At 44.4% G+C, this 26,941-nt stretch carries 29 protein-coding genes; 9 read left to right on the forward strand and 20 right to left on the reverse strand.

Annotation, left to right across the window (positions count from 1 at the left end; all coding sequences use genetic code 11):
• The first annotated feature begins 45 nt into the window (after positions 1-45).
• The gene (locus N8M93_RS03490; protein WP_261129735.1) at positions 46-837 is read left to right on the forward strand and encodes an arylamine N-acetyltransferase; all 792 of its coding nucleotides are present in this window, start codon (positions 46-48) and stop codon (positions 835-837) included.
• A 151-nt stretch (positions 838-988) separates the two neighbouring features.
• Positions 989-2,479 carry a PhoX family protein gene (locus N8M93_RS03495; RefSeq protein WP_261129736.1) on the forward strand — a complete coding sequence of 497 codons (1,491 nt, stop codon included), beginning with the start codon at positions 989-991 and terminating at the stop codon, positions 2,477-2,479.
• An 89-nt stretch (positions 2,480-2,568) separates the two neighbouring features.
• Here N8M93_RS03495 and N8M93_RS22770 read toward each other — a convergent pair whose 3' ends face one another.
• Both N8M93_RS22770 and N8M93_RS03510 read right to left on the reverse strand, forming a co-directional pair.
• Positions 2,569-3,453 carry an SRPBCC family protein gene (locus tag N8M93_RS22770; RefSeq protein WP_314728254.1) on the reverse strand — a complete coding sequence of 295 codons (885 nt, stop codon included), beginning with the start codon at positions 3,451-3,453 and terminating at the stop codon, positions 2,569-2,571.
• Complete coding sequence (locus tag N8M93_RS03510) at positions 3,446-3,958, reverse strand: MerR family transcriptional regulator (protein ID WP_261129739.1); 513 nt, start codon at positions 3,956-3,958, stop codon at positions 3,446-3,448. The genes N8M93_RS22770 and N8M93_RS03510 overlap by 8 nt, the downstream gene beginning before the upstream one ends.
• A gap of 260 nt (positions 3,959-4,218) precedes the next feature.
• On the opposite strand from N8M93_RS03510, the gene N8M93_RS03515 reads away from it, so the two are divergent.
• On the forward strand, positions 4,219-4,590 hold the full coding sequence (locus tag N8M93_RS03515; RefSeq protein WP_261129740.1) for a nuclear transport factor 2 family protein: 372 nt from the start codon (positions 4,219-4,221) through the stop codon (positions 4,588-4,590).
• 46 nt (positions 4,591-4,636) lie between these two features.
• Here the strand turns inward: N8M93_RS03515 and N8M93_RS03520 are convergent, their stop codons facing one another.
• Positions 4,637-5,164, reverse strand: coding sequence for a GNAT family N-acetyltransferase (locus tag N8M93_RS03520; RefSeq protein ID WP_261129741.1), 528 nt, complete (start codon positions 5,162-5,164; stop codon positions 4,637-4,639).
• A 262-nt stretch (positions 5,165-5,426) separates the two neighbouring features.
• Here N8M93_RS03520 and N8M93_RS03525 point away from each other — a divergent pair, with 262 nt between their 5' ends.
• The gene (locus N8M93_RS03525) at positions 5,427-7,169 is read left to right on the forward strand and encodes an ABC transporter ATP-binding protein (RefSeq protein WP_261129742.1); all 1,743 of its coding nucleotides are present in this window, start codon (positions 5,427-5,429) and stop codon (positions 7,167-7,169) included.
• A 65-nt stretch (positions 7,170-7,234) separates the two neighbouring features.
• Here N8M93_RS03525 and N8M93_RS03530 read toward each other — a convergent pair whose 3' ends face one another.
• The 4 genes from N8M93_RS03530 to N8M93_RS03545 all read right to left on the reverse strand — a co-directional run bounded on the left by N8M93_RS03530 (position 7,235) and on the right by N8M93_RS03545 (position 10,554).
• The gene (locus N8M93_RS03530) at positions 7,235-7,606 is read right to left on the reverse strand and encodes a VOC family protein (RefSeq protein ID WP_261129743.1); all 372 of its coding nucleotides are present in this window, start codon (positions 7,604-7,606) and stop codon (positions 7,235-7,237) included.
• 221 nt (positions 7,607-7,827) lie between these two features.
• On the reverse strand, positions 7,828-8,388 hold the full coding sequence (locus N8M93_RS03535; protein ID WP_261129744.1) for an NADPH-dependent FMN reductase: 561 nt from the start codon (positions 8,386-8,388) through the stop codon (positions 7,828-7,830).
• 77 nt (positions 8,389-8,465) lie between these two features.
• Positions 8,466-9,866, reverse strand: a complete 1,401-nt coding sequence (locus tag N8M93_RS03540; RefSeq protein WP_261129745.1) for an MFS transporter — start codon at positions 9,864-9,866, stop codon at positions 8,466-8,468.
• Between the two features lie 97 nt (positions 9,867-9,963).
• Positions 9,964-10,554, reverse strand: a complete 591-nt coding sequence (locus tag N8M93_RS03545) for a TetR/AcrR family transcriptional regulator (protein ID WP_261129746.1) — start codon at positions 10,552-10,554, stop codon at positions 9,964-9,966.
• A gap of 340 nt (positions 10,555-10,894) precedes the next feature.
• Between N8M93_RS03545 and N8M93_RS03550 the strand changes: the two genes are divergently transcribed.
• Both N8M93_RS03550 and N8M93_RS03555 read left to right on the forward strand, forming a co-directional pair.
• A complete protein-coding gene (locus N8M93_RS03550; RefSeq protein ID WP_261129747.1) occupies positions 10,895-11,221 on the forward strand; it encodes a helix-turn-helix transcriptional regulator in 327 nt (108 codons plus the stop codon).
• 77 nt (positions 11,222-11,298) lie between these two features.
• The gene (locus tag N8M93_RS03555) at positions 11,299-11,823 is read left to right on the forward strand and encodes an SRPBCC domain-containing protein (RefSeq protein WP_396125359.1); all 525 of its coding nucleotides are present in this window, start codon (positions 11,299-11,301) and stop codon (positions 11,821-11,823) included.
• Positions 11,824-11,870: 47 nt separating this feature from the next.
• Here N8M93_RS03555 and N8M93_RS03560 read toward each other — a convergent pair whose 3' ends face one another.
• Genes N8M93_RS03560 through N8M93_RS03575 form a run of 4 tightly spaced genes read right to left on the reverse strand, consistent with a single transcriptional unit; the run spans position 11,871 to position 13,221 of the window.
• A complete protein-coding gene (locus N8M93_RS03560) occupies positions 11,871-12,356 on the reverse strand; it encodes a DUF4367 domain-containing protein (RefSeq protein WP_261129748.1) in 486 nt (161 codons plus the stop codon).
• Between the two features lie 17 nt (positions 12,357-12,373).
• Positions 12,374-12,580: a hypothetical protein gene (locus N8M93_RS03565; RefSeq protein ID WP_261129749.1), complete on the reverse strand. Its 207-nt coding sequence runs from the start codon at positions 12,578-12,580 to the stop codon at positions 12,374-12,376.
• 22 nt (positions 12,581-12,602) lie between these two features.
• Entirely contained in the window at positions 12,603-12,869 is a 267-nt protein-coding gene (locus N8M93_RS03570; protein ID WP_261129751.1) for a hypothetical protein, read from the reverse strand.
• 28 nt (positions 12,870-12,897) lie between these two features.
• Positions 12,898-13,221 (reverse strand): hypothetical protein, encoded by a 324-nt coding sequence (locus N8M93_RS03575; RefSeq protein WP_261129752.1) that lies wholly within the window; start codon positions 13,219-13,221, stop codon positions 12,898-12,900.
• Positions 13,222-13,438: 217 nt separating this feature from the next.
• Between N8M93_RS03575 and uvsE the strand changes: the two genes are divergently transcribed.
• The gene (gene uvsE / locus N8M93_RS03580) at positions 13,439-14,392 is read left to right on the forward strand and encodes a UV DNA damage repair endonuclease UvsE (RefSeq protein ID WP_261129753.1); all 954 of its coding nucleotides are present in this window, start codon (positions 13,439-13,441) and stop codon (positions 14,390-14,392) included.
• A gap of 183 nt (positions 14,393-14,575) precedes the next feature.
• Here uvsE and N8M93_RS03585 read toward each other — a convergent pair whose 3' ends face one another.
• From N8M93_RS03585 to N8M93_RS03615, 7 genes are all read right to left on the reverse strand, one after another.
• A complete protein-coding gene (locus N8M93_RS03585) occupies positions 14,576-15,379 on the reverse strand; it encodes an alpha/beta fold hydrolase (RefSeq protein ID WP_261129754.1) in 804 nt (267 codons plus the stop codon).
• Between the two features lie 67 nt (positions 15,380-15,446).
• Positions 15,447-16,934 carry a SagB family peptide dehydrogenase gene (locus N8M93_RS03590; protein ID WP_261129755.1) on the reverse strand — a complete coding sequence of 496 codons (1,488 nt, stop codon included), beginning with the start codon at positions 16,932-16,934 and terminating at the stop codon, positions 15,447-15,449.
• An 18-nt stretch (positions 16,935-16,952) separates the two neighbouring features.
• Positions 16,953-18,899, reverse strand: coding sequence for a TOMM precursor leader peptide-binding protein (locus N8M93_RS03595; RefSeq protein ID WP_261129756.1), 1,947 nt, complete (start codon positions 18,897-18,899; stop codon positions 16,953-16,955).
• Positions 18,896-20,788, reverse strand: coding sequence for a putative thiazole-containing bacteriocin maturation protein (locus tag N8M93_RS03600; RefSeq protein WP_261129757.1), 1,893 nt, complete (start codon positions 20,786-20,788; stop codon positions 18,896-18,898). Before N8M93_RS03600 ends, N8M93_RS03595 begins: the two co-directional genes overlap by 4 nt.
• A 266-nt stretch (positions 20,789-21,054) precedes the next feature.
• On the reverse strand, positions 21,055-21,570 hold the full coding sequence (locus N8M93_RS03605) for a hypothetical protein (protein WP_261130292.1): 516 nt from the start codon (positions 21,568-21,570) through the stop codon (positions 21,055-21,057).
• Between the two features lie 533 nt (positions 21,571-22,103).
• Positions 22,104-22,379, reverse strand: a complete 276-nt coding sequence (locus N8M93_RS03610) for a heterocycloanthracin/sonorensin family bacteriocin (protein ID WP_261129758.1) — start codon at positions 22,377-22,379, stop codon at positions 22,104-22,106.
• Positions 22,380-22,930: 551 nt separating this feature from the next.
• Positions 22,931-24,106: a S8 family peptidase gene (locus N8M93_RS03615; RefSeq protein ID WP_261129759.1), complete on the reverse strand. Its 1,176-nt coding sequence runs from the start codon at positions 24,104-24,106 to the stop codon at positions 22,931-22,933.
• Positions 24,107-24,434: 328 nt separating this feature from the next.
• Between N8M93_RS03615 and N8M93_RS03620 the strand changes: the two genes are divergently transcribed.
• Both N8M93_RS03620 and N8M93_RS03625 read left to right on the forward strand, forming a co-directional pair.
• Positions 24,435-25,367 carry a DMT family transporter gene (locus tag N8M93_RS03620; protein WP_261129761.1) on the forward strand — a complete coding sequence of 311 codons (933 nt, stop codon included), beginning with the start codon at positions 24,435-24,437 and terminating at the stop codon, positions 25,365-25,367.
• 87 nt (positions 25,368-25,454) lie between these two features.
• A complete protein-coding gene (locus tag N8M93_RS03625; protein WP_261129763.1) occupies positions 25,455-25,583 on the forward strand; it encodes an FbpB family small basic protein in 129 nt (42 codons plus the stop codon).
• Between the two features lie 68 nt (positions 25,584-25,651).
• On the opposite strand, the gene N8M93_RS03630 is transcribed toward N8M93_RS03625, so the two are convergent.
• Together N8M93_RS03630 and N8M93_RS03635 are read right to left on the reverse strand one after the other, a co-directional pair.
• Positions 25,652-25,834 carry a hypothetical protein gene (locus N8M93_RS03630; RefSeq protein ID WP_261129765.1) on the reverse strand — a complete coding sequence of 61 codons (183 nt, stop codon included), beginning with the start codon at positions 25,832-25,834 and terminating at the stop codon, positions 25,652-25,654.
• Positions 25,835-25,900: 66 nt separating this feature from the next.
• Positions 25,901-26,833 carry an LD-carboxypeptidase gene (locus tag N8M93_RS03635; protein WP_261129767.1) on the reverse strand — a complete coding sequence of 311 codons (933 nt, stop codon included), beginning with the start codon at positions 26,831-26,833 and terminating at the stop codon, positions 25,901-25,903.
• Positions 26,834-26,941: the final 108 nt, after the last annotated feature.

Genomic DNA, 26,941 nt, shown 5'->3' on the forward strand with positions numbered 1-26,941 from the left:
TATTACCATTTTTTTATAAAGTGGAATCAAGGAAACTTGAATGAAATGATTGGAGGAATCGAAGTGGAAGCGTTATTCCGAAAAAGGATTGGGTTGCCTGAAGATGAACCGGTCACTTTCGAAAAACTTGATGAAATACTCGAAAAAACTGCAAGGACGATCCCTTTTGAAAACATGCGGATCATGAATCAGGAGACATTTGATATCACGAATGAATCTTTAATCGATAAAATGCTGGCCAGAAATGAAGGCGGACTGTGTTACGAATTGAATGGACTTCTGTATCTATTTCTTCTTGAAAATGGGTTCGATGTGACACTGGTGCGGGGAGACGTATTCAATAACGAAATTGGTGAATGGACGAAGCTCGGAAGGACTCATGTGGCGATCATCCTCCATCACGAAGGCCAGGATTATATTGTCGATACCGGATTCGGGGGAAATCTCCCCTTAAAGCCTGTACCGATGAAAGGCGAGGTGGTGACTTCATCCAATGGCCAATTCAAAGTCGAAGCCTCTGAGAATGAGTATGGCGATTATGTTCTTATGTTGAAACTTGCCGATAAAGACAAAGACTGGAGGATTGGACACGTCATCGACTCCAAAAAGCCTGTTACGAATTTGAGTGAATTCAATGAAATTCAAAAAGTGCTCATCGAAAATGAGAGATCCCCCTTCAACAAAGGCCCGATCCTCATGAAATTCACAGACAACGGAACCGTATCATTGACAGATAAGACGCTTACACGCTGGATCGATGGAAAGCAACATAAAGAAAATATAACGGAAACAGCCTTCAAAGAATACGTCAAGAATATTTTCGGCATCATCTATTAAATCTGAAATCAATTCGCAGACTATCTCCCTTTTCTTTGGCTTTCTACACTCTTCTTCTAATTTTTACAATTTTCTAACATTGGCTTTATACTCATTTGCTACGTTTGTAGCGTATCCGATGAAAGAAAAATTACCGAAGGAGGAGTTACAAATGGGCGATCGAAGAGAACGAACGCTTATGGATAGGAAAGACTTTCTTAAGATAAGCGGCATGGGGATGGCTGCATTGGCACTTGGTTCTACAGGTATGCCAGGAAACGCTACTACCGTCCTCGCAAATACGAAAGGGGCACCCAAATCACCATACTCATTCAACGGTTTCGGTCCTTTAGTCAAAGATCCTGGAGGGGTGATCGACCTGCCGAAAGGATTTCAATACCGGATCCTCTCTGAGGAAGGGAAACCGATGACGAACGGTGCACCGATTCCAGGTGATTTTGACGGAATGGCCTCCTTTCAAGGTCCACAAAGCTCTACCATCCTTGTACGGAATCATGAATTGAGCGGAACAGAGTCTGCGGTACCAGGTAAAAACCCTTACAATCGTCTAGCACCAGGTGGCACAACTGCACTTATTATCGGACCAGATCGCAAAGTACATAAAGAGTATGTCACCTCATCTGGTACGATGCAGAACTGTGCTGGAGGTCCAACTCCCTGGGGAACATGGTTGACATGTGAAGAGACACGAACGGATGGTCATGGGTATGTATTTGAAGTCATGCCTGACGATCCGGAAAACAAATTATCAAAAACCCCGATCCGAGAAATGGGCTTCTTTTCTCATGAAGCGACAGCGATCGATCCGGCAACAGGTATCGTTTACCTTACAGAGGATGATTTCCGCGGAACGATCGACCCGGACGATCCAGCGAATGACGAACGCTCCAGTTTTCTATACCGCTATATCCCTAAGGATCGAAGCCAAAAGCCAGGCGCCTTGCAAAAAGGCGGGAAATTGCAGGCAATGGCGATCGAAGAAAAGACGAATCCAGATGCTGACTTCATGAATCCTGGGCAAAAATTCGGCGTAATCTGGAAAGATGTCAATAAAGAGGAGCCCCATGATGACGCGCTCAATAAAGGATGTGTGCGGTTCAATCGTTTGGAAGGCGCCTCTTTTGCAGGCGGGGTTTTCTGGTTCGATGACACGGCTGGAGGAGAAAAGCGGCTTGGACAGATCTACCGGTATATCCCTGCTACGGAAACGTTGGAATTGTTTTATGAAGGCACTGATGTCAATAAAATGGAAAGCCCTGACAATATTGTCATCGCTCCCTGGGGTGACCTCATATTTGCAGAGGATGGGCCTGACGGGAACCGGGTGATGGGAATTACACCTGAAGGCGAAGTATATGATTTGGCTTATAATCGAATAAGCGACTCAGAGTTTTGTGGTCCGACCTTCTCACCAGATGGAAAAACCCTTTTCCTGAATATCCAATCTCCTGGGCTCACTTTCGCCATTTGGGGCCCGTTCGGCAGCAGAAATGCTGGACGCCAACGACAAATGGGACATGCCGCTCCACCAAGGAATTTCGCACCGCAACTGTCCCCCGAAATGTCCGAGATTGCAAAACGAAGCGGTATTTCAGAACTTGAAGCAGCAGCTTTCCATCGACATGGCGTAAAATTGGTATAGTAGGACACGCAATATTAAAAAAGGTTTGCTGGAAAACACCATCAGCAAACCTTTTTCTGTGATTACACTTTCGTTTATATGTGCCCTTATTATGTTTGTCCAACCATTCGTTCAAGCTGGGCTTCAAGACGATCGAGGTTCTCTTCATTTGCCTTATAGCAAAATTCCCTGATCTTTTCACATTCTTTAACTGAATCGAACAGCATCCGCCAGTTCAGCTGCGTTTTTCCGTCCAATTCCTCTAAAGTCACGCTCAGTAAAAACTCGTGATTAGGCTCCAGATGCCTGAGGACGATTCGTTCAGGTTCCACGACATCGACAAAAACACTCTTATTTTCATAGTCAACGCCATCAGGGCCGTGCATGGTATAACGCCAAACGCCATCAGGGCATTGATCAAACTCATGGAACGTGTTCGTAAAACCTTTTGGTCCCCACCACTTTGCCAAATGATCCGAGTTGTTGAATGCTTGGAACAATTTTTTACGCGGCATATCGAAAATCCTTGTATTCACGATTTCCCGATCTGCCTCCTCCACTTTCCGGAGCTCCTTACCAAGATTGTCAAGCATGATCGCTGTTCCGTGTTCACGAGCTGTTGCAGAATCGTGTCCATCCAAGAACACCCCCTGCTCGGTGTAAATCAGTTGAGTACCGGCTCCAACAGGCTTGAACTCGACCGTTGATACTGATACAGAAATCCTCGTCTTTTCTAGATCCATTGTGTAGGAGTAGACGATCCGCTCATCTTGAACAATTTCCTCATATTGCGCCTTAAAAGTATAGACAGGCCCCCCGGGTGGCCCGCCCACGTTGCTCTCCACTCCTCCAACTCTAAAATCGAACTCATCCGCTCCTGCAAACCATTTTGCTTTGAAAGCAGGATCTGCCCACGCTGCGAAAACCTGTGCAGGTGTGGCATCGTAATTCTTCTCAATAACAAAGGTATCATGTGAAGCATAACGTTCACTCATGATTTTTCCTCCCTTGACTTTGATTTTTCATCAGAAAATCATCAAGACGATCCAAGTGGGTTTCCATGTTATTTTTTCGACCCGTGAAAAATCTTTCATGACTCTTTTTCATCATACCGAACAGTTCCGTAAAATTTCCGACAGTCAATGGTTCTTTCGTTTGCATGAGCACTGAAACATTTTGTAATTCCTTCAACAACTTCTGTTGGATTCTGATATTTTCTTTGAGACGGTCGATTTGAAGGGAGACGACTTCGGCTGGGTCATAGTTCGTATCGGAAAGAATGCCTTTAATCTCCTCAAGCGACAAGCCCACATCCTTCAACGACAGTATCTGCTGGAGACGAGACAGATCTCTTTCGTCATACAACCTATATCCTGAATCTGAATAATGGAAAGGCGAGAGCAAACCGATCTGATCATAGTATCGCAAGGTCCTCACCGTTATCCCTGTTAACTCTGCCAGCTCCCCTACTTTCCAAACAACGTTATCTTCAATGATCATCCCCTCATTTCGCGCGCTGGATTTACCGGTGATTCAACTATAAACCATTACGTCACGTAAGGCTCAAGGTATATTTTTTATTCTTGTTAAAAAAAGGGATTGCGTCTGTGTTGGAGAATAAACTTAAATGACCCAAAAACGATTGAAGGAGTGATGGCTGATGTTCTACAAAATCTTTCCCAGGTCTGAATATAAAAGAACGAGTGAGGGTCATTCTACCCTAGCGTGTCAATGATCCTCACACTATCAGGAGGATGAAAATGAATTATCAAGCAGTTGTTAAAAAACATTTACAAGCCATCCAACAGAAGGATTTAGCGTCCTATTCTGGGACATTATCCAAAAATGCAGATGTCAGCGTTGTCATGCCAAATGGACATTTGGTTGAAGGATATCAAAAGGTGATCGATTTCCATAAAGATTGGTTTCAAGATCCTGACTGGACCTTCCAATATACCCTGGTGAAAGAAGAAATCACCAGCGATATGGGCTATACAATGGTAAAAGTCAATTATGATGATTTGGATCAGTATGGCAAACCCTACAACAAACAGTATTATCTGTCATTGGTATTTCGCAAAATAGCTGACTCATGGTATTTGGTACATGACCAAAATACATTTATGAACTAAGAATTCGGGCCGAACGATCGTTTCGGCCCCTTGTCATCTCTATTAGCTAAACCATTTTATACATCAGAACATCATCCACGTATTCGTTATCGCCGAACTTGAATTCTTTGACTTTCCGTCCTTCCTCTACAAACCCCAAGCTTTCATATATAGCGATTGCCCGGTGGTTGGTTGAGAATACGCCTAAACTAACTTTTTCAATCAATGGGTTTTCTTTTGCCCAGGCTAACATCTCTTCCAGTAACTGCTTCCCGATCCCTGAACCTCTATATTCTTTTTGGACCATCACCCCGAAAGAACCGGTATGCGCCATTCTCTTCCGCTCTTGTGAGATGAACACGATCCAGCCGACCACTTTTCCGTCGATTTCTGCCACGATCATGATATCACGTGGATTCTCTGATATCCTTTCTATCCATTCCCACTGCTGTTCACGTGTTTTTTCGAAGTCTTCGGGTACATTTATAAAATAGTCACCCTCTCCAATCACTTCTTGTTGTATCTCTAAAACCACCGCGGCATCTTCTACACAAGCAGTCCTGAGCACAGCCTTCTCATTCTTTTTCACTGCCACTTCATTCACCCCATCGAAATGTCAAATGCAATACCGAATTCTCCACACGTCACATTGAATCCTCTTTTTTTGCGTCAAAATGACCTGTTCCTTTTTCCAGAAAATAGTTTACAATGGAAGTACTAATATTGAGGAGGTCTTTTACATGAGAAACATGAAAAGTCGAAAAGTCCATTTATATAAGGGAGGAACACTCACGTAAGTTGTAAACGGTGTACCCCCTTATATGTGTTTTGCGAATGAACACTAAAAGGGGTATTACATGCAATTTCCAATCAAAAAGTTTTTGTCTTATTATAGACCGTATTTAAGAATGTTTTTAACTGTGTTGGGGTGTGCGTTCTTTACATCCACTCTGATTCTCGTGTTTCCTTTGCTCGTACGATATGTGACAAAGGATGTGCTGGCAGGTGACCTTTCCACTGCACTGAATGATGTATACTGGATCGGCGCACTTATGCTGCTCCTGGTTGCGTTCCAAAATACCGGAAACTACATTGTCGATTACAAAGGACACGAAATCGGAGCGATGATGGAAAGGGACTTGAGGAGCGAGTTGTTTGCACATATGCAAAAGCTTTCCTTCAGCTTTTATGACAAGGAAAAGACAGGTCAGCTGATGTCGAGGATTTCAAATGACTTACTACTCCTTTCCGAGCTGTACCATCACGGTCCGGAAGACTATACCAAGTACCTGGTCCGCTTCATAGGTGGCTTCGTCATCCTGTTTTTCATCAACGCGCCCTTGACGATCGCCGTCTTTTGTATCTTATTCGTCCTTGTCATAATGTCTGTGTACTACAATAAACTTTTGAACACAGCATTAAAAGGTAATAAAGAACGGATAGCGGATGTGAATGCCCAGGTTGAGGATAGCCTTGGCGGAATCCGGGTCGTAAAATCGTTCGCCAATGAAGGAATCGAAATCGAAAAGTTCAATCGGGAAAATGACCGTTTCCTTGAAAGTCGCAGAAGAACCTATTGGACTGAAGCAGTCTTCTACAATATTTCAGAGACACTGATCCAATTGATCACCGTCACCGTCGTGATCATCGGCAGTACTAGAATCGTCCATCAAACACTCGATTTAGCAGATCTGATCACATTCTTGCTGTATATCGGGTTCATGGTTGAGCCGATTCAACGATTGACCTTCATGAGCACACAATTTCAAGAAGGCATTACCGGTTTCCAGCGCTTTATGGAAATCATGAATCTGAATCCGGCAATTGAGAATAACAAAAATCCGATCAGTCTTGATAACGTGAGCGGTGAAATTGAATTCAGGAAGGTCACATACCGCTATGATGTTGATCTAGACCTTGTCTTTGAAAATTTGACCCTGCATATTCAACCTGGGGAATACGTTGCCCTAGTCGGTCCATCGGGTGTAGGAAAAACGACGTTATGCTCTCTCATCCCTCGATTTTATGATGTGACAGATGGGGAAATCTTGATTGACGGGGAAAACGTTCGAAATATCGACTTGTCTTCTTTGAGGAAAAATATCGGGATCGTCCAACAGGATGTCTATCTTTTCGCCGGCACGGTGATGGAAAACATCCGTTACGGAAAACCTGATGCCGCAGACGAAGACATCATCATGGCTGCTAAACATGCCAATGCCCATGAGTTCATCATGAGCCTGCCGGACGGTTATCATTCCGAAATCGGGCAAAGAGGCGTCCGCCTGTCCGGTGGTCAAAAGCAACGACTCAGTATCGCTCGTGTCTTTTTGAAGAATCCACCGGTATTGATACTCGATGAAGCGACGAGTGCACTGGATAATGAGAGCGAAAGCATCGTAAAAGATTCGCTGGAACTGCTGGCCAAGGGACGGACGACCATCGTCATTGCCCATCGACTTTCCACGATCCGCAATGCCCAGCGGATCGTCGTAATGACCAGGGACGGAATCGCCGAACAAGGTACACACGACGAATTGATCGCTCGCGGCGGTACCTATGCACAGCTTTATTCCAAACAATTTGAATTTCAGGTATAAACAAAGGAAACTAGGGCTCAGCTCCCTTCTCGGGTATGCTGAGCCCTTTTAATGATCCCTTTCAATTATCTGTGTTGATCGATAAGAATCGGATTTCCATCAGGATCTTCAATTGTTAAACTTGCTGGTCCCTCTCCCGTTTCATCAGCTTCAGTCAGAAGTTTGACCCCTTTTTCCTTAAGGTGTTTTTGAAGGTCCCTTACGTCTGTGAATGAATCGAGGTTTTCAGCATTTTGATTCCAACCTGGATTAAACGTCAGGATGTTCTTTTCAAACATTCCCTTGAAAAGACCGATGACGCAGCTTTCATTCTTCATGATGAGCCAGTTCTGGTCGATGTCTCCGCCTAAATCTTCAAACCCCAGATTCTCGTAGAATGCTTTTGATTTGTGGATGTCCTTTACACTTAAACTTACAGAAAACGCTCCTAGTTTCATATTACACACTCCTAAAATAGTAAAATTTGGCATGAATCAAGTATACAAGAAAACTCAGCATATACAAGCCCGTGGCACAGGCTGAGCCTTGGTTTTTCGCCGAAAAAAGGCTACTTACCTATCATGTAAAATGAAAGGTGAGCAGCCTCTTTTTATAGTACATTCATCATTTGATAGATATGGAGCATCTTATCTAAAAATAAACGCTCCCAATCTCAAATTCAATTCTGTCGCAGCACACTTAATGCATCGCTCCAGGCAATTACCTGGTCAATCATCGCTTCAACTGAAGATACTTGATAAGATGCAGGTTTAAACTCACTGAAATTTTCAAAGTCGGTAAAGAGCGAAAGCCGGACTTGAGCCCTTACGTCAGCAACCTGAAGTTCACCCATAATCAGCCGGAGATTCTCAACAGCACTGATCCCTCCTGCAGCTCCATATCCTACAAAACCAGCAGCCTTATTGTTCCATTCATTATATAAATAATCAATTGCATTCTTAAGCGCACCAGAAGTAGCATGATTATACTCAGGCGTCACGAAGATATAACCATCGAATGAAGCGATTTTTCCGGACCATTTCTTGGTGTGCGCCTTCGTGTATTGACCTGTTGCCGGAGACATCGGTTCATCCAGCAGTGGAAGATTATAATCTGCAATATCGACAATCTCAAATTCGGCATCCGTACGCTCCTTCGCTATTCTGTGCACCCATCGGGCGACTGCCTCACCATTTCGTCCTGGTCTTGTGCTTCCGATGATGATCGCTATTTTTGTCATAATCTATTCCTCCCTGATTTTATTTTGATATTTCAAAAAACCACACTGATCTACTTTGACGAATTATTGATTTACGATTACTTTTCATTGATGGTCTGGTTATCCCCGACAGTTTTAGATTGAAAAAATATACCCTTGTTGAACTGGATTACGTAAAGCGATAGCACTGCTACATGTAGAGCAGCAAGAATCAGAAAGATATTGCTGTAAATAGCACCGTTCGAATAGGAATGTGCCGGATTCCAATGACCTGCAGAACCCATGTCAACCATTTTTCCATAAATCCCCGTGGCCATCCCACCTGCGATGAAATTCAACATTGTCAATAGTCCCATCCCGACTCCAGCCTGTTCTTTCGATAATGTCATCGATACTGAATTGGACATCGCGATCATCATGAACGTTTGCCCAACATTACCAAGTATCAAAAAAATCGCAATGAATATAGGCGATATCCCTGTAAATGTGGATAGTAAGATAAAACAAGCTACAAGCAACATGGAGGCTATGAAGAACAAAAACGAATTGCCTTTCAAATCCGCCAGTCTTCCACCACTCCTCCCCAGGATAGCTGAGGCTGCGGCACCTGGAACAAGGGCCAAACCGATCCAGCTGGCCGGGAGATGATGGATATCTGCCAAAAGCAATGGGCTAAGGTAATAAAGGGAAAAACCGATTCCGCTTATCAGAAAAGTGATGACCAGCCCAATGGTGTAGCTCTTGATGGTAAATAGATCCGGTTGTATGAACGGCTCGGTGACAGATCGAATTCGTACAATGAAGAAAACCACAGACAACAATCCTCCAATAGTAAACAATCCTCCCCCAACCGTAACGCTCAGCAGCAGTAGAGTCACTGCAACAGCAAGCATACCCCCGCCGATCCAATCGAGCTTCCTGTAATGACCACGTTCATCCCCTAAATATCTTCGATAGAAAGGTAGAGTAATCAAAATGAAAAAGGGAAGGCAGAATAACCAGCGCCAATGCGCAACACTTAATATCAAGGCGGATATGACCGGGCCCAGTGCACTTCCAAGCGCAAGCCCGACAAATGCCATCCCCAAAGCTGATCCACGCCGTTCAGGTGAAAAATACCGGATGGGAATAAGCATCGCTGTTGCAGGAATCGCTGCTGCTCCCATTGCCTGCATGCATCTGCCTACAAGGACCATCCAAAAGGTCTGGGAAGTAAGGCCGATCAATGAACCCACCGCAAAAAATAACAATCCGAAAGTCAGAAGATCCTTAAGTTTGTAACGGTCTGCGAGTTTCCCATAAATGATCGTACCTATGCCGTAAATCAAGGCATATGATGATGTGACCCAACTTACCTGGGCATTCGTAAGGCCAAACTCTTCGCTTATTTGAGGAAGAACAAAATTGAACATCAATACGCTCATTGCTGAAAGGGCTAGAGTGAACATTACAACCCTCATCAATTTCTCACCAGTATGCTGCTCAACACCAAACTCCATAATCATTCTCCTTTCTTAATAAATCTAAAAGGCAAATATCACCTCCTCCATTCATTTGTCTGTCACTACTGACTGACATTTTAGATTAAAAAAGGTACTAGGGTCTCAATGCCCTAGTAAAAATGGAAACACTCTCTTCAACAAACGATTCGAAAGGGATATCAGTTAGAATGGGATCATTGTTCATCCTGCCCATCGCTGTACCATAATTCATGTACAAAAAAGCGATTGCTTTGCTTTCAAAATCCATTTCAATGACCTTTCCCTTTTTATACATTTCTTCAAAGTATCCTGTTAGGAAATCTTTTAACTGTTGAGGATGACGGTGTGTTCGTTCACGAAATCCTGGGAGTTTATCGCCTACCTTAGCACTTATTTTGATCAATTTTCGATTTTGGTACATGATTCTGTGATAGCTTCGGCAAATCAAAAGCAGGTCCGCATGAAGATCCCAAACGATTTTTTCATGAAACAGGTCTTTCATCTCTTCAGCATAATGATAATGATTGAAAGCGGACTCCAATAAGTTCTGTTTACTTTGAAAATGACGAAACAGTGTTTTTTCACTGAATCCGGCCCTGGCTGCGATTTCTTGTGTAGACACCCCGTTGTAGCCATGTTCTGCCATTAGATCGATTGCTGCCATCATAATCTTTTCAGAAGTATCCATCTTTTTAGTTCGATTCATCTCAATACCCTCACCTAATAATGTCAGTGTTCACTGACATCAATATATTACATCTTACGAATGATGTCAACAATATAACACCCTAACACGTCAGAAATTTGACCGATGGCATTGATGAAGATGCAGGAGAAATACATTTGATTGATTTCAATTCTTCCATATTTCTCAACGAGCCCCCTCCCAAAGCCACCACAACGCACAGATTCTTTAGAGCTGATCCTTTTTTGCCATCCAGAAGTTCTTATAAAAAGATCTATTCCATAAACTCCATCCTACCAATCTGGAAAATATTTATGATTATTCCTTGACAAGAATATTCCAATTAGAGTATATTTAATACATGGAAAAAATATTGAGTGCACTTGCAGAATCTAACCGCTTGAAAATCATCGAACTTTTGCGTGATGAACCTCATACTGTCGGGGAAATCGCCGATCAACTTGGGATCCGTCAGCCTCAAGCTTCCAAACACCTACGTGTACTCAGTGATGCAGGACTCGTTGAGGTGAATCCGATCGCCAACCGTAGAATTTATAAGCTTCGTCAAGAACCGTTCATGGATCTTGATGATTGGCTGGATTCTTTCCGAAACGTGTGGAATGAACGATTCGACCAATTGGATGAGTATTTGCAGGAACTGAAGGAAAAGGAACAAGGTAAGGAATGAGCATGGGAAATTTTTCACGAATGGAGGACCGCTGTTTTTTTGTACTGGAAATGATATTTTAATTAGGAGGCGTTAAAATGTCTGAAAGCAAATTGACAAGCAATCTAGTAACACGTACAGAGGGTCGTAACCTGATCATTGAAAGAGTTTTCGATGCACCAAGGGATCTCGTATTCAAGGCCTTTTCACAAAAGGAACATTTGGAAAATTGGTGGGGACCTAAAGGATGGAACACAACTGTCCATCAATTTGAATTCAAACCAGGCGGGGTATGGCACTATTGCATGCGTTGCGTAGACAAAAACCAGGGAGACTTTTACGGCATGGAATCCTGGGGGTTATCCGAATATAAAGAAATTGTCGAGTCTGAAAAAATCATCTACACCGACGCGTTCTCGGATGCAGAGGGAAATAAAGCGGATGGGATGCCCGAGACCCTCATTACAATGACTTTCCTCGATAATGACGGAAAGACGAAAGTGATTTCCAATTCTGAATTCGCTACGGAAGAAGCCCTCAAGCAAGTCAAAGATATGGGTGTTGTAGAAGGCTTCACATCCCAATACGAACGATTCGACGAATATTTGCAACAACTTCAATAGGTAGTAAAAACAACGGGCTTGAAATTTCAAGTCCGTTGTTTACTTCATCACTCAAAAGATTTTGCAGTTTCGATCAGGTCTTCCTTCGTGATCTCTGTATCTGACTGTTCCTTATAATAAGATAACGTATAGTTCATATTGTCTTCTTTCCAATTCAGGACCATATTTCCGGCCTCGGTTTCGGCAAATTGTCCTTTAAGTTCACCTATGTCAACTGTTTCGTACTCCATATCTGAATGAACATCTATATCTTTCACAATCTCAAGTCCCATGAGGTTTCGATTCCCTTCTCCGGAACTCGTAAAATCGATCATGATGACAGTGTCATCTTGTCCCTCACCGAGTTCGATAGGGGGATTCAAGTCTGCCTGACCATCATCAAATGGAAGTTTTGTAGGTACCCTGGGTTGGAAAGCCCTCTCTTCAAGCCCTTCTTTTAACTTCGTATCATCATAATCATATAAATTTCCACTCGTGCTGCACCCTGCCAGAACCAATAAAACTACGAAAACCATAGACAACCTTTTTTTCAATTTTGCCCCCTCCTTTATTAAATCCAACTTCCCAATATTTGAAAAAGTCCATAAAGAATCGCAATGGCCGGAGCAACTACGCAAACTCCGATGAACAAAGATTTCAAGATATCTACTATCAGCGGCGGTTGTTTTACTTCGGTTGCTTCTGCTTTTAGGCTTTTTAACGACTGATTGATGCTTTTCAATTCCTCGAGGATCTGCTTTTCTGTGTTGTTTTCCATATATGTCCCGCTCCTTATCATGTTATATAGAAGAAAGATTGTGGTAAATGGTCCACACAAGAAGTCCGCCTGCTGTCGCAATAAACAGCACATTGAAGAAAAGCGTCTTCTTTTTACCGCCCAGTAAATCTCTAATCAAAATATGTATACCTTGAGACATCATCAAGGCGATTAAAAACATGCTGCCAATATGATCATTGAAAGGATCTTCATCAAAATTCATTTGAATGGCACCGACGATCAACGGTACATAAATAATGGTAAACACGATATTCAATCTTTTTATCATGTAATCACCTGATTCTTGGTTGTTTGGTTTATGTCGTAAAATACGGTAAATAATACACCACCGTGATGATCCCACTCGTCACGAGATAAATAAGTGTACCGATGATGAAGGGGTTGAAGCTGAGGCTGAATGGTTTGATTTCCCCTGCATTCACACCTGTCGTCCCTTTAATGCTTGCATTCACCTGGTTGTTGGACATTTTTCCATTAAGCATCCCCATCCACACAACAATGAAAACAAGCAGGCCGCATAAAAACATCGACTCCATAAAACTCCAACCTACTAATCTAGAAAACAACCAGGATAATCCCGTATTGAACATGATCGTGGCAATGACCAGGAGAAACTTCATCAAACCACCCTTTCCTGAAAATACTTGATACAATTTATACGGGAATCGCCCCTGAAAAGTTCCATGGAATTTCCAGTTGCGCTAATATTTTCTGCTATCTGAGCTTTGCCGGTTCTTCTGCATATGACTCAATAAATCCACAACTAACATATTTTACTAATAGGTTTTGATTAAGGTAAAATAAAGCACAGATTGTTCCTTAAAGGAGATTTAGATTATGATACTTCGATTCGGGTATGTTTCGACAGCACTTCATCTGTGGGAATCATCCCCTTCAAGGACATTGACTTTTACGAATTGGAAGAAGCTAGATACGAACAAGCGCAAGGAAAAACTTTTTCATGCGACGGCTCAGAATCTCAACAATACGAAACGGGCTATGTATTATAACATCGCTCAGGGCATCCACCTTTACCGGATGTCTTCTTCCCTCGTGCCGCTTGCGACCCATCCAGAGGTGAAGTGGGATTATATGACATCGTTTCGGGAGCAGTTCCAAGAGATCGGTGAGATTGTCAAAAAACACGCAATGCGTGTAAGCTTCCACCCGAATCAGTTCACCCTGTTCACAAGCGATAAAGAACATGTGACCCAAAACGCAATCACGGATATGGACTATCATTATAAAATGCTTGAATTGATGGGATTACATGCCCAGGCAACGATGAACATCCATGTTGGTGGAGCTTATGGGAACAAGGAAAAAGCCATCAGTCGTTTTCATGATAATATTGAAAAATTGGACAGCCATATAAAAAAGCAGGTCACACTTGAAAACGATGATAAAACTTATACAGCTCAAGAAACGCTGGCCGTATGTAAGGAGCATGCATTGCCGATGGTCTTTGATTACCACCATCACTGGGCAAACCCCGGAAATGAATCGGTAGGGGAATTGCTTCCTGAAATCTACTCGACCTGGAAAAACAAGAAGCAACAGCCGAAATTCCACCTTTCCTCACCAAAATCAGATAAGGAATATCGCTCCCATGCAGATTATGTTGACCTGCAATTCGCCCTACCGTTCATCAAAGATCTCATCGCTTTCGGTGAGGATGCCGATATCATGATCGAGGCCAAATCAAAGGATAAAGCAGCATTGCGTCTAGTCGGAGAGTTAGCGGCATTGCGTGGGTTCAAACGGATCGACGGTGCTGTGATCGAGGTTTGACTCGCGTAAAATTTATCCAAGTGCTTCAAGTTAAGCAACATTCAGCCCAAGCTTGAGCAAATTTGTTCCGATCATGAACAATTTCGAGGGCACCTTGTACAAAGGTCAGCTTGTGCAATTTGGTACTTATGTCCCATCCGAAAGATCCTGGCGGCAGCTTTTGCCCCAGGATCTTTTCTACATCTACAGCGATTGCACGAACTCCGTGACGACTTCATTGAAAGTTTCAGGTTCCTCAAGGAATGGACAGTGGCAGCTATCTTCGAATACGACCAGATGGGAATTCACGAGGTGTTTATTCAAGTACTCGCCTGCTTCGACAGGAATAAGTTTCTCCGCTCTTCCGAAACAGAGCAGTGTCGGTACTTTTATGTTTTTGAACTGGTTCCGGTAGTCAACGACAGTCTGATCGAATAAGATCGCGCTTGCTACAGATTCCGGAAGCTTCGTCGTTTCCTCCAGCATCCAATCAAATTCTTTCTGTGGAAGCTCCTCCTTGAACATAAGCGGGATGAATTCGCTAAGGAAACCAACACGATTATTCTGAACTTCCCGCATCAGATGGATGAGTGTAGGGAGGTCGAAGGCACCGCTCGGGAAATCATCCCATTTGAAGTCAGAAGCCAATTCATCCACGATTACCGTACCCTTCACATTGTCTTCGCCGAATTGTTGCAGATAGTCCCAAACCACGAACGCACCCATCGACCAGCCAACCAGGACAACATCCTTCAGTTCCATTTTTTCGAGAAAAGTATGCAGATCACGAGCATAATTTGCAACGGTGTGCCCGTGCTGAACCTTCTCTGACTGCCCATGTCCACGTAAATCAAGTAATATTACCCGATGGTCTTTCCTGAAATGTTCGGTTTGTTTTTTGAAAAAGCGGCTGCTCATCCAAACCCCATGAATGAAAATGACCGGGGCTCCTTCACCCACATCCTCATAGTACAATACCACATGATCTTCAACCTCTAGATACGGCATCCTTTGACCTCCCTCATTTTTAACTTCAATCATTCCATTCTATTATTCTATGTCCGACAAATATGTCTCAAATCAGCCTTCCCTTCAACCATGGGCGCGGTTGATAAGGTCCGATCGGTATTTGGATGAGGCACGACTCGTGCTCAAGCCGGTAGATGTCATCTGCACTTGCGACATCGAACCCAAGTAATGGATGACCGCCTAAACCGAGTGCTGAACTTGCCAACAGGAGACGCTGCATCATCATGCCTGCTTCCATCTGTTGGATTCGGTAGCCCCTAAACCTGAGCCCTTTTTTATGAGGATCAGAAACTCCGACCAGATGAAAACAAAGCGGCACCTGATAGAGGTTCACATTATGCATGGTCATTGCAGACTGAAGATGCACACGCATATCTCCAGGTTGGATGAGTCTCAAGGTATGGGAAGAAGGGTCATACCGATATGCACCATGTGGCACCTCCTCCACATTGTAAAAACACCCATAAATCTTAATCCCGCTTTCGGAGATCTTTGTCGCTTCCTTTAGTAAAACGGCTAACTGCTGCTGTGTGATCTTTTCTAAAGTAAAATCCATTTCTGGAGAGTATCGGTTTAGACAAGCTTCTGAAAAATCAACATCCCTCTGTTCTGGAGTCGGCAGCCAGATCAGCAACCCTTCACCTTCTCCTTTACCTTTTTCATCTTCTCGTACCCAATTGGTTGTTTCCATCGATTCCATCATCGAGGCTTCATTCATTTTGACGAGCATAGAATAGTCCAACACTTTTTCCGAGCGGACAAAATGGTTGCTGTCCAGTTTAGGAAGAGTAGTGATCAATCCGTTCGACTTGCTGTCATTGCCCTCGTTCGACCATACAACTTCCGATTTCGCTAACGGAACGATGGCATACACACTCTCTTCCGGTTCATCCAACCCTAGCAAGTGATTGGCAACACGGTCGAGGAACTGGAAGCAGACATGGTGTGAATATCCAAATCGTTTGCTCACTTCACTCAACTGGCCGATCAATGCGCCGGCATCAAGACCCTGTAATCGGTAAGCGAAATTATTGTATTTGAAAAAGTTCTTCCAGAACATCGTCGAAATAAGCGCAGCCCCGAAACAACCCGACAATTCACAGCGCCCGCCCAGAGCGTAATTAAGATACGCATCAAAATTGCCTTCCCGCAATAAGACGAGACGGTGATGGGCAACGTCGTAATGGTAGATGCCTTCTGCCAGGTCTTCGATTTTCAGATAGAGGTACAGTTCATTCGGATACAGTCCACCGCCTGAAGGGGCAAACCGTCGCGAGCGTGCAAGATTCATTGTATCTTCCGAAAATTGGGCCAGACCGTAAACGTACCAGAGAAAAGCGCTCATGTTTTCCAGTGTCAGAGCCGAATCCAGCTCCTCGAACGAGTGCGGGATGTCCGATGACAATTGTATGATAGGGCGATCTTGATACAGCTTATAGGGAAGCGGGGCATCATCCCAGTCGATTTCCAAATCCGGCGGTTTTATCCGATCGATGTCGTAGTGGAGATTGTAAAGAAATTCATCCAGGTCCACCCTGTTTCCTCCTTTCACCTATGGGAATGGGTGCGGGTGTGGATTGAGTTCTTCCCGTGTCAAAGGGCGTTCTTCATAACCGAGCTCCATTGGGACGTTCAACACCCGGTCCAGCCCATTGATGCGGATGAGTTTATGACCGAATGTCATCGGCATCATTCCAGGGATCAGCACTTTTACGCAATGCAGACCGTTCCTCCTGATTTCGGAAGTCGTCTGATCCACAACGATGACCTCCATATCCAACCTTTTGAACGTGTCGAGGATTCCCTTCAGATCCTCCGTCAAATCAAGGTTCCGGGATGGCGGTGGAAAAGCTTCAGCAAAAGTCTGTGTCGGACGGTTTTCATCCATTAAAAATCCAAGCCGCTCTTCCGCTTCCTTCAATCCATACAACCTGCCGTGGTCATCCATCGTCCTGATCTTGTAAGGATCCTCTAGCAGTTCTCTATATTCACCTTTACCCGATTCGAAGCTTTCCTCAAGGGAAACGACCATGCCTGCCAGTTCGTAGATCGCGCTTTTCGTTGCTTTTACAGGGTCCAAGTGGGCACCAGCCGCACAAAGGAGATTCATGCCTTTATCCTTACGATTTTTGACAAAGGCCCATACAGCAGGAACCCCATGCTCCATCGTCGCGTTGTAAAGATGAAAATCATAGCCACTGATCTCGCGCATCCGTTCAATCATATGGTTAAGTTCCATATCCCGAGCAGAAAAAGGATCAATCCGCGGCAGTCTCAACTGGCCATACCAGGTCATAAGGAATGCATCGCGCTCGATGACCTCCATGATCCCATAGAAAATCGCCTCTTCCAAACTACCGCCTAATGCACAGCCATTCGATGTTTCATATACGAGCCCCTCTCCACATCCGACACTGTAGTAGGCAAGAAGTTCAGGGACAAGGACTGGCCGCTCTTGTAAGAATGAATGGCCCCACACCCAGTTCAATTCACGTGCAGGGTCGAATTTCTTATATGGAAAACCGTCTTCAGCATAGTGATCATCTTCATGGACACCGAATCGAAGTGGATGAACCGCCTTGTCAGCAAGATTCTCATACGTATCCCTGACGACTGTCCTCTTCGCTCTTGGACCCGTTCCGCAGGATCGCTCCAATGCCTCTAAAATTGCAGTCTGTTCACTAAGTACATAAGAATGCGTCCGTCCGGCAGTGCCTTCATTTCCGCTGAAGAGAGGTAGTGTAACGATAACATCGGCAAATGGGGTCACCGTGTCATACATCTTTCCGTTCATCATACCGGACCTGCTCGATAAATAATCTTTCTCCAAAAATGTCTTCAAGTCATCCATTGGCCGGCATCGGTAACTGTCCGCAGAAACTTTCGGGCTGGATTGGAGTGTGATCCTTGCATCAGATTCCGTATCATCCAGCATTCTGCTACATGATGGACAGGCAGACTCAGGTAAAATGAACCGCCAGGCGCCATCCATGGTTTTGAGATTCAAGAGATACAGATGTTCTGCTGATTGTGGAGGTATTCCTTCGAAAAACCTCTTGACTTCCGAAACGATCAGTTGGACCATTTGTGAAATGGCAGTATCAGACAACCAGGCATCCGGTTGTCGTTCTTCTTGCTGCGCGACCTGCTGTTCCTTCAACCCCCACATTTCTTTTTTATCCCGTCCCGCCATCAAGAGACGTGTATCAGCACAGTAAGAGCAACCTTGTTTGTCAGGTTGGACGAACGGACCGATCATCCCCTCACCGAAAGTAAAAAAACCTCTAAGCCACGGAATACGATGCCGGCGGTAAACATCTTCTGCTTGCAGATGATCAGCCGGCACCCACGTATCATGCAAAACGAGTACCAATTCAGTCAATTCTGGAAGGTTTTCTTCAACCATATGCCGGCGGTTGAGTTTATAGCTGCCAACCAGTTTTTCATAGACTTTGTCAGCTAGTCTTCCATATCCGACAATGAGTATCGAAGCACTCACAGTAATGGATCCTCCTTCCTCAGAACGACACCGACAACTACTGTTTGTTCTTTTTTCAATAAAGGATCCATCGCTAAATCGAACACCTCGACATATCGGCGGTTGTTTTCTAGGATCTGCAAGGCAGCCTGGAGACTTTTTACGGTATCAGTGGTCTGGACGTCAATCTCCATCGGCTCTTTCTCTTGAAACATGACATTCTGAGCCTCGATCGCCTGTGTTGAAAGCTTACCGGATTTATTCTGATGTTTTGTGACGAAGTGATGGAGGGCGTTACGAAGGGCATCTGTCATCGTAAGCCCCGGGCTCCCATATGCACGCTCCTTGTCTTTTACCCATACGACCGGTAATCCGCTGATTTCCTTTCCAAGACCGATCTGAGGTTCTCTTCCCATCGTTCTCAGCGCTTGCAGATAGAATCGGCAGTGCTTATCTTGTATCTCTTTCAACTTCACCATGGTTGCGGTCATTTTCCGTTTTTCTGTTTGTATCTGCAGTTCATCAAGCAGACATTTTTGCAGTCCTCGGCTCACTGATTCAATGCTGGATTCACCGGCACCGATGCAGGCTACGTCCTTAACATCCAGCTTTGTGATCAGTTTTTCACTATAGCGCTCCAACCCGACCAGACCTGCCTCTCGCCGTACTTCATGGTGAGTGAGACCACTGCAAATCTCTGCTGATAAAAGTTCTGCAGGTCCTTCAGAAAGCGGGTCGACGGTTTGAATCCAGCATTGTGAAAGAGGGATTTGAGAGAGATCCCCTTCCTCCCACTTATGAAAAACCCCAGAAACCTCAGAAGTCAGGTGGCTGAATGCTAGCAGCAGTTGTGTTGTATCCCTTTTTGCTTCAGAAAGTTTACGGACATCGACTTGCTTGAAGGATTGGAGAACAGACGGTTTCGGCTGAAAGAAATGCCACTTCCCTTCCATCGTAAAAAGATTCAATAGATAAAACTTTTGATGGGCTGTTGAAGTTGTCGCCTCTGTCATTTTCTTGAACAACTCGAACGCACAAACGTTTACGAGCATCGCACCAGCAGTGGATGAATACGGTTGATTCGGTTTTTCCTCTTCAAAGACGGTGGTATGCAAGCTGGTCCAGGCAGCTGTCCAATCCCCGGCTGAACCTGGTTGCACAAGCGGTCCTGCCATGCCGAACCCCTCTACACACACCGCACACATGAACAACGTGTCTACCTTTCTACAGGCCGACTCGATCGTCTGTAATTCTTCCAATTCTCCTTGTTGTGATACATATACGACACAATCGAAAGCGTTGACGATTTCGCGCCATGAGTGATTACGTTCTGCTATGGTGACCATGCTGATTGCAACATCTGGATCCGTTTTCCGCGCCTGGACGGTAAGTTCGGATAACCGTTTGCGATTCGTCGGCATTGAATCGGTGATCAACGTGTGGAATTTAGGAAGTCCCGATTCGAGCAGCGCATTAACCGCTGAAAGAAAAATGCTGCCAGCACCGACCAACAGCACCTTTGACTTCCGGAATTCTTGAAACCGATAGGCACCTGAATTCCCAAAGCTATTGAGAAACTCAATCTGTGAAGCATATTTTTTACATATGTTCTCCGGAAGATCGTGAGGATTTTCTTCACTAAGATCCCGTAAAAATCCATTCTTGTACAAGGTTTCGGAAATTTCATAAACCCTGTCCCGATATGGACCAGGCAGACCTTCAGTCAAATCTTTCAAAGTGAATTCCCCGCTGTACATCGGGATCAGTTTTTCGACCCACTGTTGGATCGCTTTACCGCCCATCCGGAAAGAACCTGCATTGTTACGGAAGTAAACACTATCTTTTCCATCGGGCAGAAAGAACGTATCCCTGTTCACTTTCAACCGCATGGAAGGGCTCAATTTCATCATGTGCTCCTCCTTAACCAAGAGCTTTTTTCTTCCTTTGATTGTATGTAAGTCATTTTGTCTTTTATGCACGTCGTCCGCTTTTTTCGAGGTAGCCTTTTAAAAAAGGCTTTGTGATACTTCCCCCAGGAGGATCGCAAATGTCGCTGCACTGGAACTAAGCCAAAAAATCAACATCGATATTTAACAAAGCCTAATAAAGAACCCCTGATCGAGACTGGGGTCCTTCGGGCACGATATTCGTCAATAAAAACTCGGGGTATCCACTTCTAATCGTCTTGTTCTGCTCCTAAACCACCTGGTGAGCAAAGACCACACCGTGGGCCGCCACATGGCGGGCCACTACAATGACCGCTGCATGGTGGTCCTCCACATTGCCCGCCGCATCTTGGACCTCCACATTGACCACCACATAGCGGTCCTATGCAAAGTGGTATCCCACATTGAGCTCCGCATCGTGGACCCCCACATTGGCCTCCGCATGGCGGTCCTCCACATTGGCCCCCACATCGTGGACCTCCGCATTGCCCGCCACATGTTGGTCCCCCACATTGACCTCCACATCGTGGTCCTCCGCATTGCCCTCCACATTGCCCACCGCACTGTGGACCTCCGCATTGCCCACTACATGGCGGACCTCCGCATTGTTGACCGCCACACTGACCTACGATAACACATAGACGGGATTGTGCTTCGTATTCCATATGCTGTTCGCTCGGTACGAAGTGATTTGCATAATAATCACCCATATCAAGACCCTGGATACCTTGACGAAACCCATTCACCGGCTTCCCCCCTCGATCCATATTCGACTTCTATAATATGACTACGCGAGGTGGACAGTTAACTTTCTCATAAAAGGAAAAAGTTATCAGCAAACACCTCCAGTCCTACCTGTATATGCTTGTCTACAGACGCAGTATAGGATAAGACCAACATGAGTTCTATCATGGATGGTCATGAAAAATGGAAATGACCCAAAACATCACTTTTATCAATGTTCGGGTCAGTCATTATGGTGTACATAGATGATCCTGAAATCTTAACGGACATCAGGGACGGTATTTAAGATAAATTAGACTTTTTCAGAATTTTAACGGACACCAGAGCCGTTATATGTGATCAAAAGCAATGATTCACATGGATTTTGACGAAATAAGAGCCCTGATGTCCGTTATTTTTATAAATGAACGATTTTTTGGAAAATAAGGTCTCCTGTGTCCGTTAACGGGCTTTCCCTAATTATTCAATAGGCATGAAAATTCTCACCTAATGGGCAGTGTTAATTATGTCTCAGCATATCACTATAGGTTTACGTTTATCCACACCGTCCGCCGCATGGACCACCACATCGACCACCGCAAGGACCGAAGCACCGTCCACATGGACCGAAGCATCGACCACACGGCCCGAAACATCGGCCACATGGACCGAAGCATGCACCACACGGACCAAAACAAGCACCACATGGCCCTATGAACACGCATAAACGGGATTCTTCTTCATGATCCATATGTTGTTCACTAGGCACAAACTCATTTACATCGAAATCCCCAATATCAAGCCCCTGGAGATCCTGTCGAAATTCCTTCACTGCATTTCCCCCTATCCTTCAGTAATCAATTTGACTGTAAAATGATTACATGATTGAAAACTAAAACTCTCTTCAACACAGTATGAAGATGGCCTGGGAGTTGTTACAGTCCGCCTTGTCTCTATTTGCGAGATTGCCGGTCCCGGTTTAAGGACAATCGAGAATCCTTCGATGTCCGTCAAAAAAATCTTAAGTTCGTCCTGGAGATGTAAGGTCGCAAGCTCTTGCTACCGGTGTTTATCCGTTTCTCGTGGTGAGTCTCATCAAGACCTTCCTTGTAAGCGGATCGGAATCACCATGAGAAAACGGGTGGTTCAAGCGAAAATGCTGAATAAACAGGTTGCAGCATAAAATAAAGTGGTGGCGATTTTCATAAAATCGCTTCATATTTTATTTGGAATGACTTCTTTGCGGAATCTCTGCACTTTTCATTAATCTGTTCACTTCTCGGAATAATCTGTTCACTTCTCAAGATAATCTGTTCACTCTCGATAAACACAGTAAACCCCCCAGGATGTATCTGCATCCTGGGGGGGTTGCTTACCTGTTTTTTAGTGTTGTACTGCGTTTGCTGCGTTGACGCGCCCGTTTTGGAAGAGGGTTCCTGTGCCTCTAACGTCATCTGCTGTTTCTTCCAGGGCTGTACGGATTTGCTCAGCACTTTTGCCTTGAGCGGCAAGCAATCCAGCGACACCTGCAACAACTGGAGATGCCATCGATGTTCCTGAGTAACTTGCATATCCGCCATTCGGAATCGTCGAGTAGATGTCAACGCCAGGTGCTGCGATATCTACCCATGTTCCGTAGTTGGAGAAGTATGCAATCGTATCATTCTGGTCTGTTGCGGCTACCGCGATCGCATTATCGTAAAATGCCGGATAGCTTGGCAATGGCGAGCTTGAGTTCCCTGCAGCTGCTACGACAACAGATCCTTGCTCCCATGCGTAGTTGACCGCATCTTCTAACGTTTGGGTACCGACTGCTCCCCCAAGACTAAGGTTGATGACTTGGGCACCTTGATCTGCTGCATAACGGATTCCCTGAGCAACATCATCAAGTGAACCGCTCCCATCTGCATCTAGTACACGGACAGGAAGGATGGATGCTTCCGGAGCCAAACCTGCAATTCCTTCGCCATTATTCGTATTGGCTGCTGCTATTCCAGCTACGTGTGTGCCATGTTCATTTTCATCAATCGCGTCATTGTCTTCATCGACGAAATCATAGCCTTCCAGGACTTTTCCGTCCAGGTCCGGGTGATTATAATCGACGCCTGTATCGACGACTGCAATTTTAACGGATGGATCACTAAGCGTGACATCCCATGCTGCTTCTGCTCCAATTTTTTGAGGTGCATATTGTAACGAATGATACGCAGGATCATTCGGCATATAATTTGCGTGAAGTGTCACGTTCGGTTCAGCATACGATACGGCATCAATCGATTCCAATGACTCGACTGCTTCCGAAACATTCCCCTCCACTTCTACGACCAAAAATTCTTCGGTCTTCTCAGTGATTTCCCCCTTTACTTCGGCTAAGACTTCATCTGTAATTGATGATGTGATCGACTCTTCAAAATGGACGATCACTTCCTGTGGTGCCGACTGCTCCGTAATCGGTTTGAAGGTCGGTTCCTTTTCACTTGAACCTGCTGCTGATACTGGTGCTGCCATCCCAATAACCAGCGATAAGGATGCAACGAATGTCCCAACACGCTTTAACATAGAATCACTCCCCATATGTATTGACCTATAAAGTTTCTAGGTGTTAGGAGGGGATTCTACAAGATTCTACAATTCCCTTTAATGTTATCTTGAAATAATGATATTATACTATGTTAAAAGTTAAACACGCTGATACGTGGTCATGAAAACCTAATTTATTCAGCAAGCAATACCCAATCATCGTCCCACAAAATAGACAGGAATTGCTTTTTCTGAATGAAAAAGGAGAATTGGTATTGTTCGGAACACGAAACATTTCTTTTGACTCTATTATTTGATAGGAGTAAGATACACTTATCATTTTACAGACAGGAAAGAGATGAGGGCTATGTCCAAACCGCTAACTTATATTCTATTACTCTTGTTGATGATGGTCTGGGGATTCAACGTCATAGCCATCAAGTTGGTTGTAGATTACTTCGATCCAATCACCATCACCGCTTTCCGTATTTTGACGGCTGGGATTGTCGTCCTGATCGTTTTGACAGCAAAAAATGAATTCCGTAAAATGACACGCCAGCAGCTTGTCTATGTCACAATCGGTGCATTGACAGGGATCACAGGTCATCACTACTTCCTCTCGATGGGATTGACGATGACGACAGCTTCGAATACAGGACTGATCATCGCACTGGTCCCGTTGATGACCTCTCTCCTGGCGATCGTGTTCCTCGGAGATCGGTTGACGCTTTTACGTTTGATCGGCATATTCCTCGGACTTATCGGGGTTTCTTTTATCGTATTGAATGGTTCGGGAGAGCTTTCGGGCATATCTCGCGGAGACTTCTATATATTCCTTTGTGTCATTGCCCAGGCTGTCAGCTTCATTTCTATTAAAAAAGCGACAGAAACAATGAATGCGAGACTGATCACATTCTGGATGCAAATCATCGGATCAGCCTTCTTGTTCCTTATCAGCCTGAAGATGGAACCACAAGGACTGGAAAGCCTTTCGACGGGAAAACCATGGATATGGTCTGTGTTCGCTGCTTCTGCCATCCTTGCGACAGGGCTCGGTCACATGTTCTACAACCGGGCGATCCACGATCTCGGGGCAGGAGAAACGGCGATTTTCATCAATCTGACACCGTTCTTCTCGTTGACCGGGTCTTATCTTTTTTTGAATGAAACGATTGTCGCCGCCCAGTTATTCGGGTTCATTTTTATCGTTTCCGGAGTTATTTTGGGAACAGGAGCATTGGAAAACAGAAGGCATTATAAAGTGCAGCGGATCCAGAAAAAAGAGAGCGACTTTTCATGAATGACGGAATTGTCACATAATTTTAAAAATTATTATGATTATTAAATAGGAATAAGTGGTACACTAGCATTGAAGGAGTTGATAACAATGCGTAAGCGTAAAACCTCATTTAAAGAATTAGTCATAGAAAATAGAAACAACTTGATCAATAATCCACAAGAGATGGAAAAGATCGAGAAAAAGCTTGAGAAGAAGCAATTGAACAAATCATCTTAATTAAAGAAAAGCTAAGGAGCCGACCCATGAAGGATCAGCTCCTTTTTTCTTCGTGTCAAAAGGGACGTTCAGGCTTGGTTCTCTTTACACTGCTCAAGAGCAGCATCCCAATTCGGAAAGTAATACAATGCGTTTTTCATTAGCTCTGGGTTGGATTTCTTGACCTGTTTCTTTCGAAGCGGCTCTCCTTCCTTTTTTGCTAAATCAGAAATTTGCTGGACAACTTCATCAACGCTCATACTTACTTCCATTTTATTCCTCCCTTATTTTGTTACCTCCCATTCTTCCCTATTCTTTTTCAAACATACTTGCATATTTCAAGTGATTCTCGGTGACACGGTCGGTTCTGTCACGATCAATGTGCGGTTGATCGTATCCATGAGTGCCATCGCCCCGATCGGTATGGCAGCTTTATACGTACCGTGACCAGTGGCTAAATTCGTCATTAGAGGTTTCCCAAGCGGGACCAGAAAATCGTTGATCAGATCTTCATATGTCTTGCCGTAGGATTCTGGACATTCGGTGCATTCACCCATGATGATTCCGGCACAATCGTTGAATTTACCGGCAAGCCTCAAATGTTCAAGATACCGGTACATTGTATTGATCGGTTCATGAGTGTCTTCAAGGACCAGGATTTTTCCTTTTGTATCAATCTCTACAGGTGTTCCTAGTGAACCGACGAATGAAGTCAGATTCCCTCCAACAATCCGTCCTGAAACGATCCCCGGCACTTTCATGGTCAGAGACATCTCAGGAGGATTCTTGATTTGCCTCACTGGTAAAAAAGTCGATGTCATTTCGTAAAATTGATTGATGTTGTAAGGCGGTGTATCCGGTGCAAAATCTTCGAGCATAAGGCTGTGGAATGTAAGTAAATCACTGACTTGATAAAGGACATTCAATAAGATCGTAATGTCACTGTAACCAGTTATTATTTTTGGGTTTTGTTTGATGACTTTGTAGTCGAGGTATGGGAGAATTCCTGATACACCAACTCCTCCTCGAGTCGGTAAAATCAATTTGACCTGCGGATTCCGGAACATGTTCATCAAATCGGCGGCACGGTCCTTTGGAGATCCCGCAATAAAGCCCTCATAAGCATAAACATGTTCGCCGACGATCACATTGAACCCCATACCTTTGAGCGTATTGATATGTGTATCGATCACTTCTTTCTCTAACGGGCTCCCCAATGTTACGACTCCGATTGTGTCCCCCTTCCGCAGCATCGGCGGTTTCATAACCATACGTTCACCTCCCAACTGATTCATGCTACCTTTTATCAGTTTATGGCGGGTAACCCGATACATGCGTTTTTATCGTTTTGTAATACATTGAGCCCTAAGACTAAAAGA

Source organism: Bacillus sp. Marseille-Q3570 (assembly GCF_946151055.1).
Taxonomy (GTDB): domain Bacteria; phylum Bacillota; class Bacilli; order Bacillales; family Fictibacillaceae; genus Pseudalkalibacillus.

Coding starts and splice junctions, on each gene's coding strand:
- N8M93_RS03510 (WP_261129739.1), bottom strand. CDS start 3,958: ATGATCATTGAAGATAACGTTGTTTGGAAAGTAGGGGAGCTGGCAGAG.
- N8M93_RS03545 (WP_261129746.1), bottom strand. CDS start 10,554: ATGAATCGAACTAAAAAGATGGATACTTCTGAAAAGATTATGATGGCA.
- N8M93_RS03540 (WP_261129745.1), bottom strand. CDS start 9,866: ATGGAGTTTGGTGTTGAGCAGCATACTGGTGAGAAATTGATGAGGGTT.
- N8M93_RS03530 (WP_261129743.1), bottom strand. CDS start 7,606: ATGAAACTAGGAGCGTTTTCTGTAAGTTTAAGTGTAAAGGACATCCAC.
- N8M93_RS03555 (WP_396125359.1), top strand. CDS start 11,299: ATGTCTGAAAGCAAATTGACAAGCAATCTAGTAACACGTACAGAGGGT.
- N8M93_RS03630 (WP_261129765.1), bottom strand. CDS start 25,834: ATGGAAGTAAGTATGAGCGTTGATGAAGTTGTCCAGCAAATTTCTGAT.
- N8M93_RS03570 (WP_261129751.1), bottom strand. CDS start 12,869: ATGATAAAAAGATTGAATATCGTGTTTACCATTATTTATGTACCGTTG.
- N8M93_RS03565 (WP_261129749.1), bottom strand. CDS start 12,580: ATGGAAAACAACACAGAAAAGCAGATCCTCGAGGAATTGAAAAGCATC.
- N8M93_RS03550 (WP_261129747.1), top strand. CDS start 10,895: ATGGAAAAAATATTGAGTGCACTTGCAGAATCTAACCGCTTGAAAATC.
- N8M93_RS03515 (WP_261129740.1), top strand. CDS start 4,219: ATGAATTATCAAGCAGTTGTTAAAAAACATTTACAAGCCATCCAACAG.
- N8M93_RS03615 (WP_261129759.1), bottom strand. CDS start 24,106: ATGTTAAAGCGTGTTGGGACATTCGTTGCATCCTTATCGCTGGTTATT.
- N8M93_RS03620 (WP_261129761.1), top strand. CDS start 24,435: ATGTCCAAACCGCTAACTTATATTCTATTACTCTTGTTGATGATGGTC.
- N8M93_RS03575 (WP_261129752.1), bottom strand. CDS start 13,221: ATGAAGTTTCTCCTGGTCATTGCCACGATCATGTTCAATACGGGATTA.
- N8M93_RS03625 (WP_261129763.1), top strand. CDS start 25,455: ATGCGTAAGCGTAAAACCTCATTTAAAGAATTAGTCATAGAAAATAGA.
- N8M93_RS03535 (WP_261129744.1), bottom strand. CDS start 8,388: ATGACAAAAATAGCGATCATCATCGGAAGCACAAGACCAGGACGAAAT.
- N8M93_RS22770 (WP_314728254.1), bottom strand. CDS start 3,453: ATGAGTGAACGTTATGCTTCACATGATACCTTTGTTATTGAGAAGAAT.
- N8M93_RS03490 (WP_261129735.1), top strand. CDS start 46: ATGATTGGAGGAATCGAAGTGGAAGCGTTATTCCGAAAAAGGATTGGG.
- N8M93_RS03600 (WP_261129757.1), bottom strand. CDS start 20,788: ATGATGAAATTGAGCCCTTCCATGCGGTTGAAAGTGAACAGGGATACG.
- N8M93_RS03585 (WP_261129754.1), bottom strand. CDS start 15,379: ATGCCGTATCTAGAGGTTGAAGATCATGTGGTATTGTACTATGAGGAT.
- N8M93_RS03525 (WP_261129742.1), top strand. CDS start 5,427: ATGCAATTTCCAATCAAAAAGTTTTTGTCTTATTATAGACCGTATTTA.
- N8M93_RS03635 (WP_261129767.1), bottom strand. CDS start 26,833: ATGGTTATGAAACCGCCGATGCTGCGGAAGGGGGACACAATCGGAGTC.
- uvsE (WP_261129753.1), top strand. CDS start 13,439: ATGATACTTCGATTCGGGTATGTTTCGACAGCACTTCATCTGTGGGAA.
- N8M93_RS03495 (WP_261129736.1), top strand. CDS start 989: ATGGGCGATCGAAGAGAACGAACGCTTATGGATAGGAAAGACTTTCTT.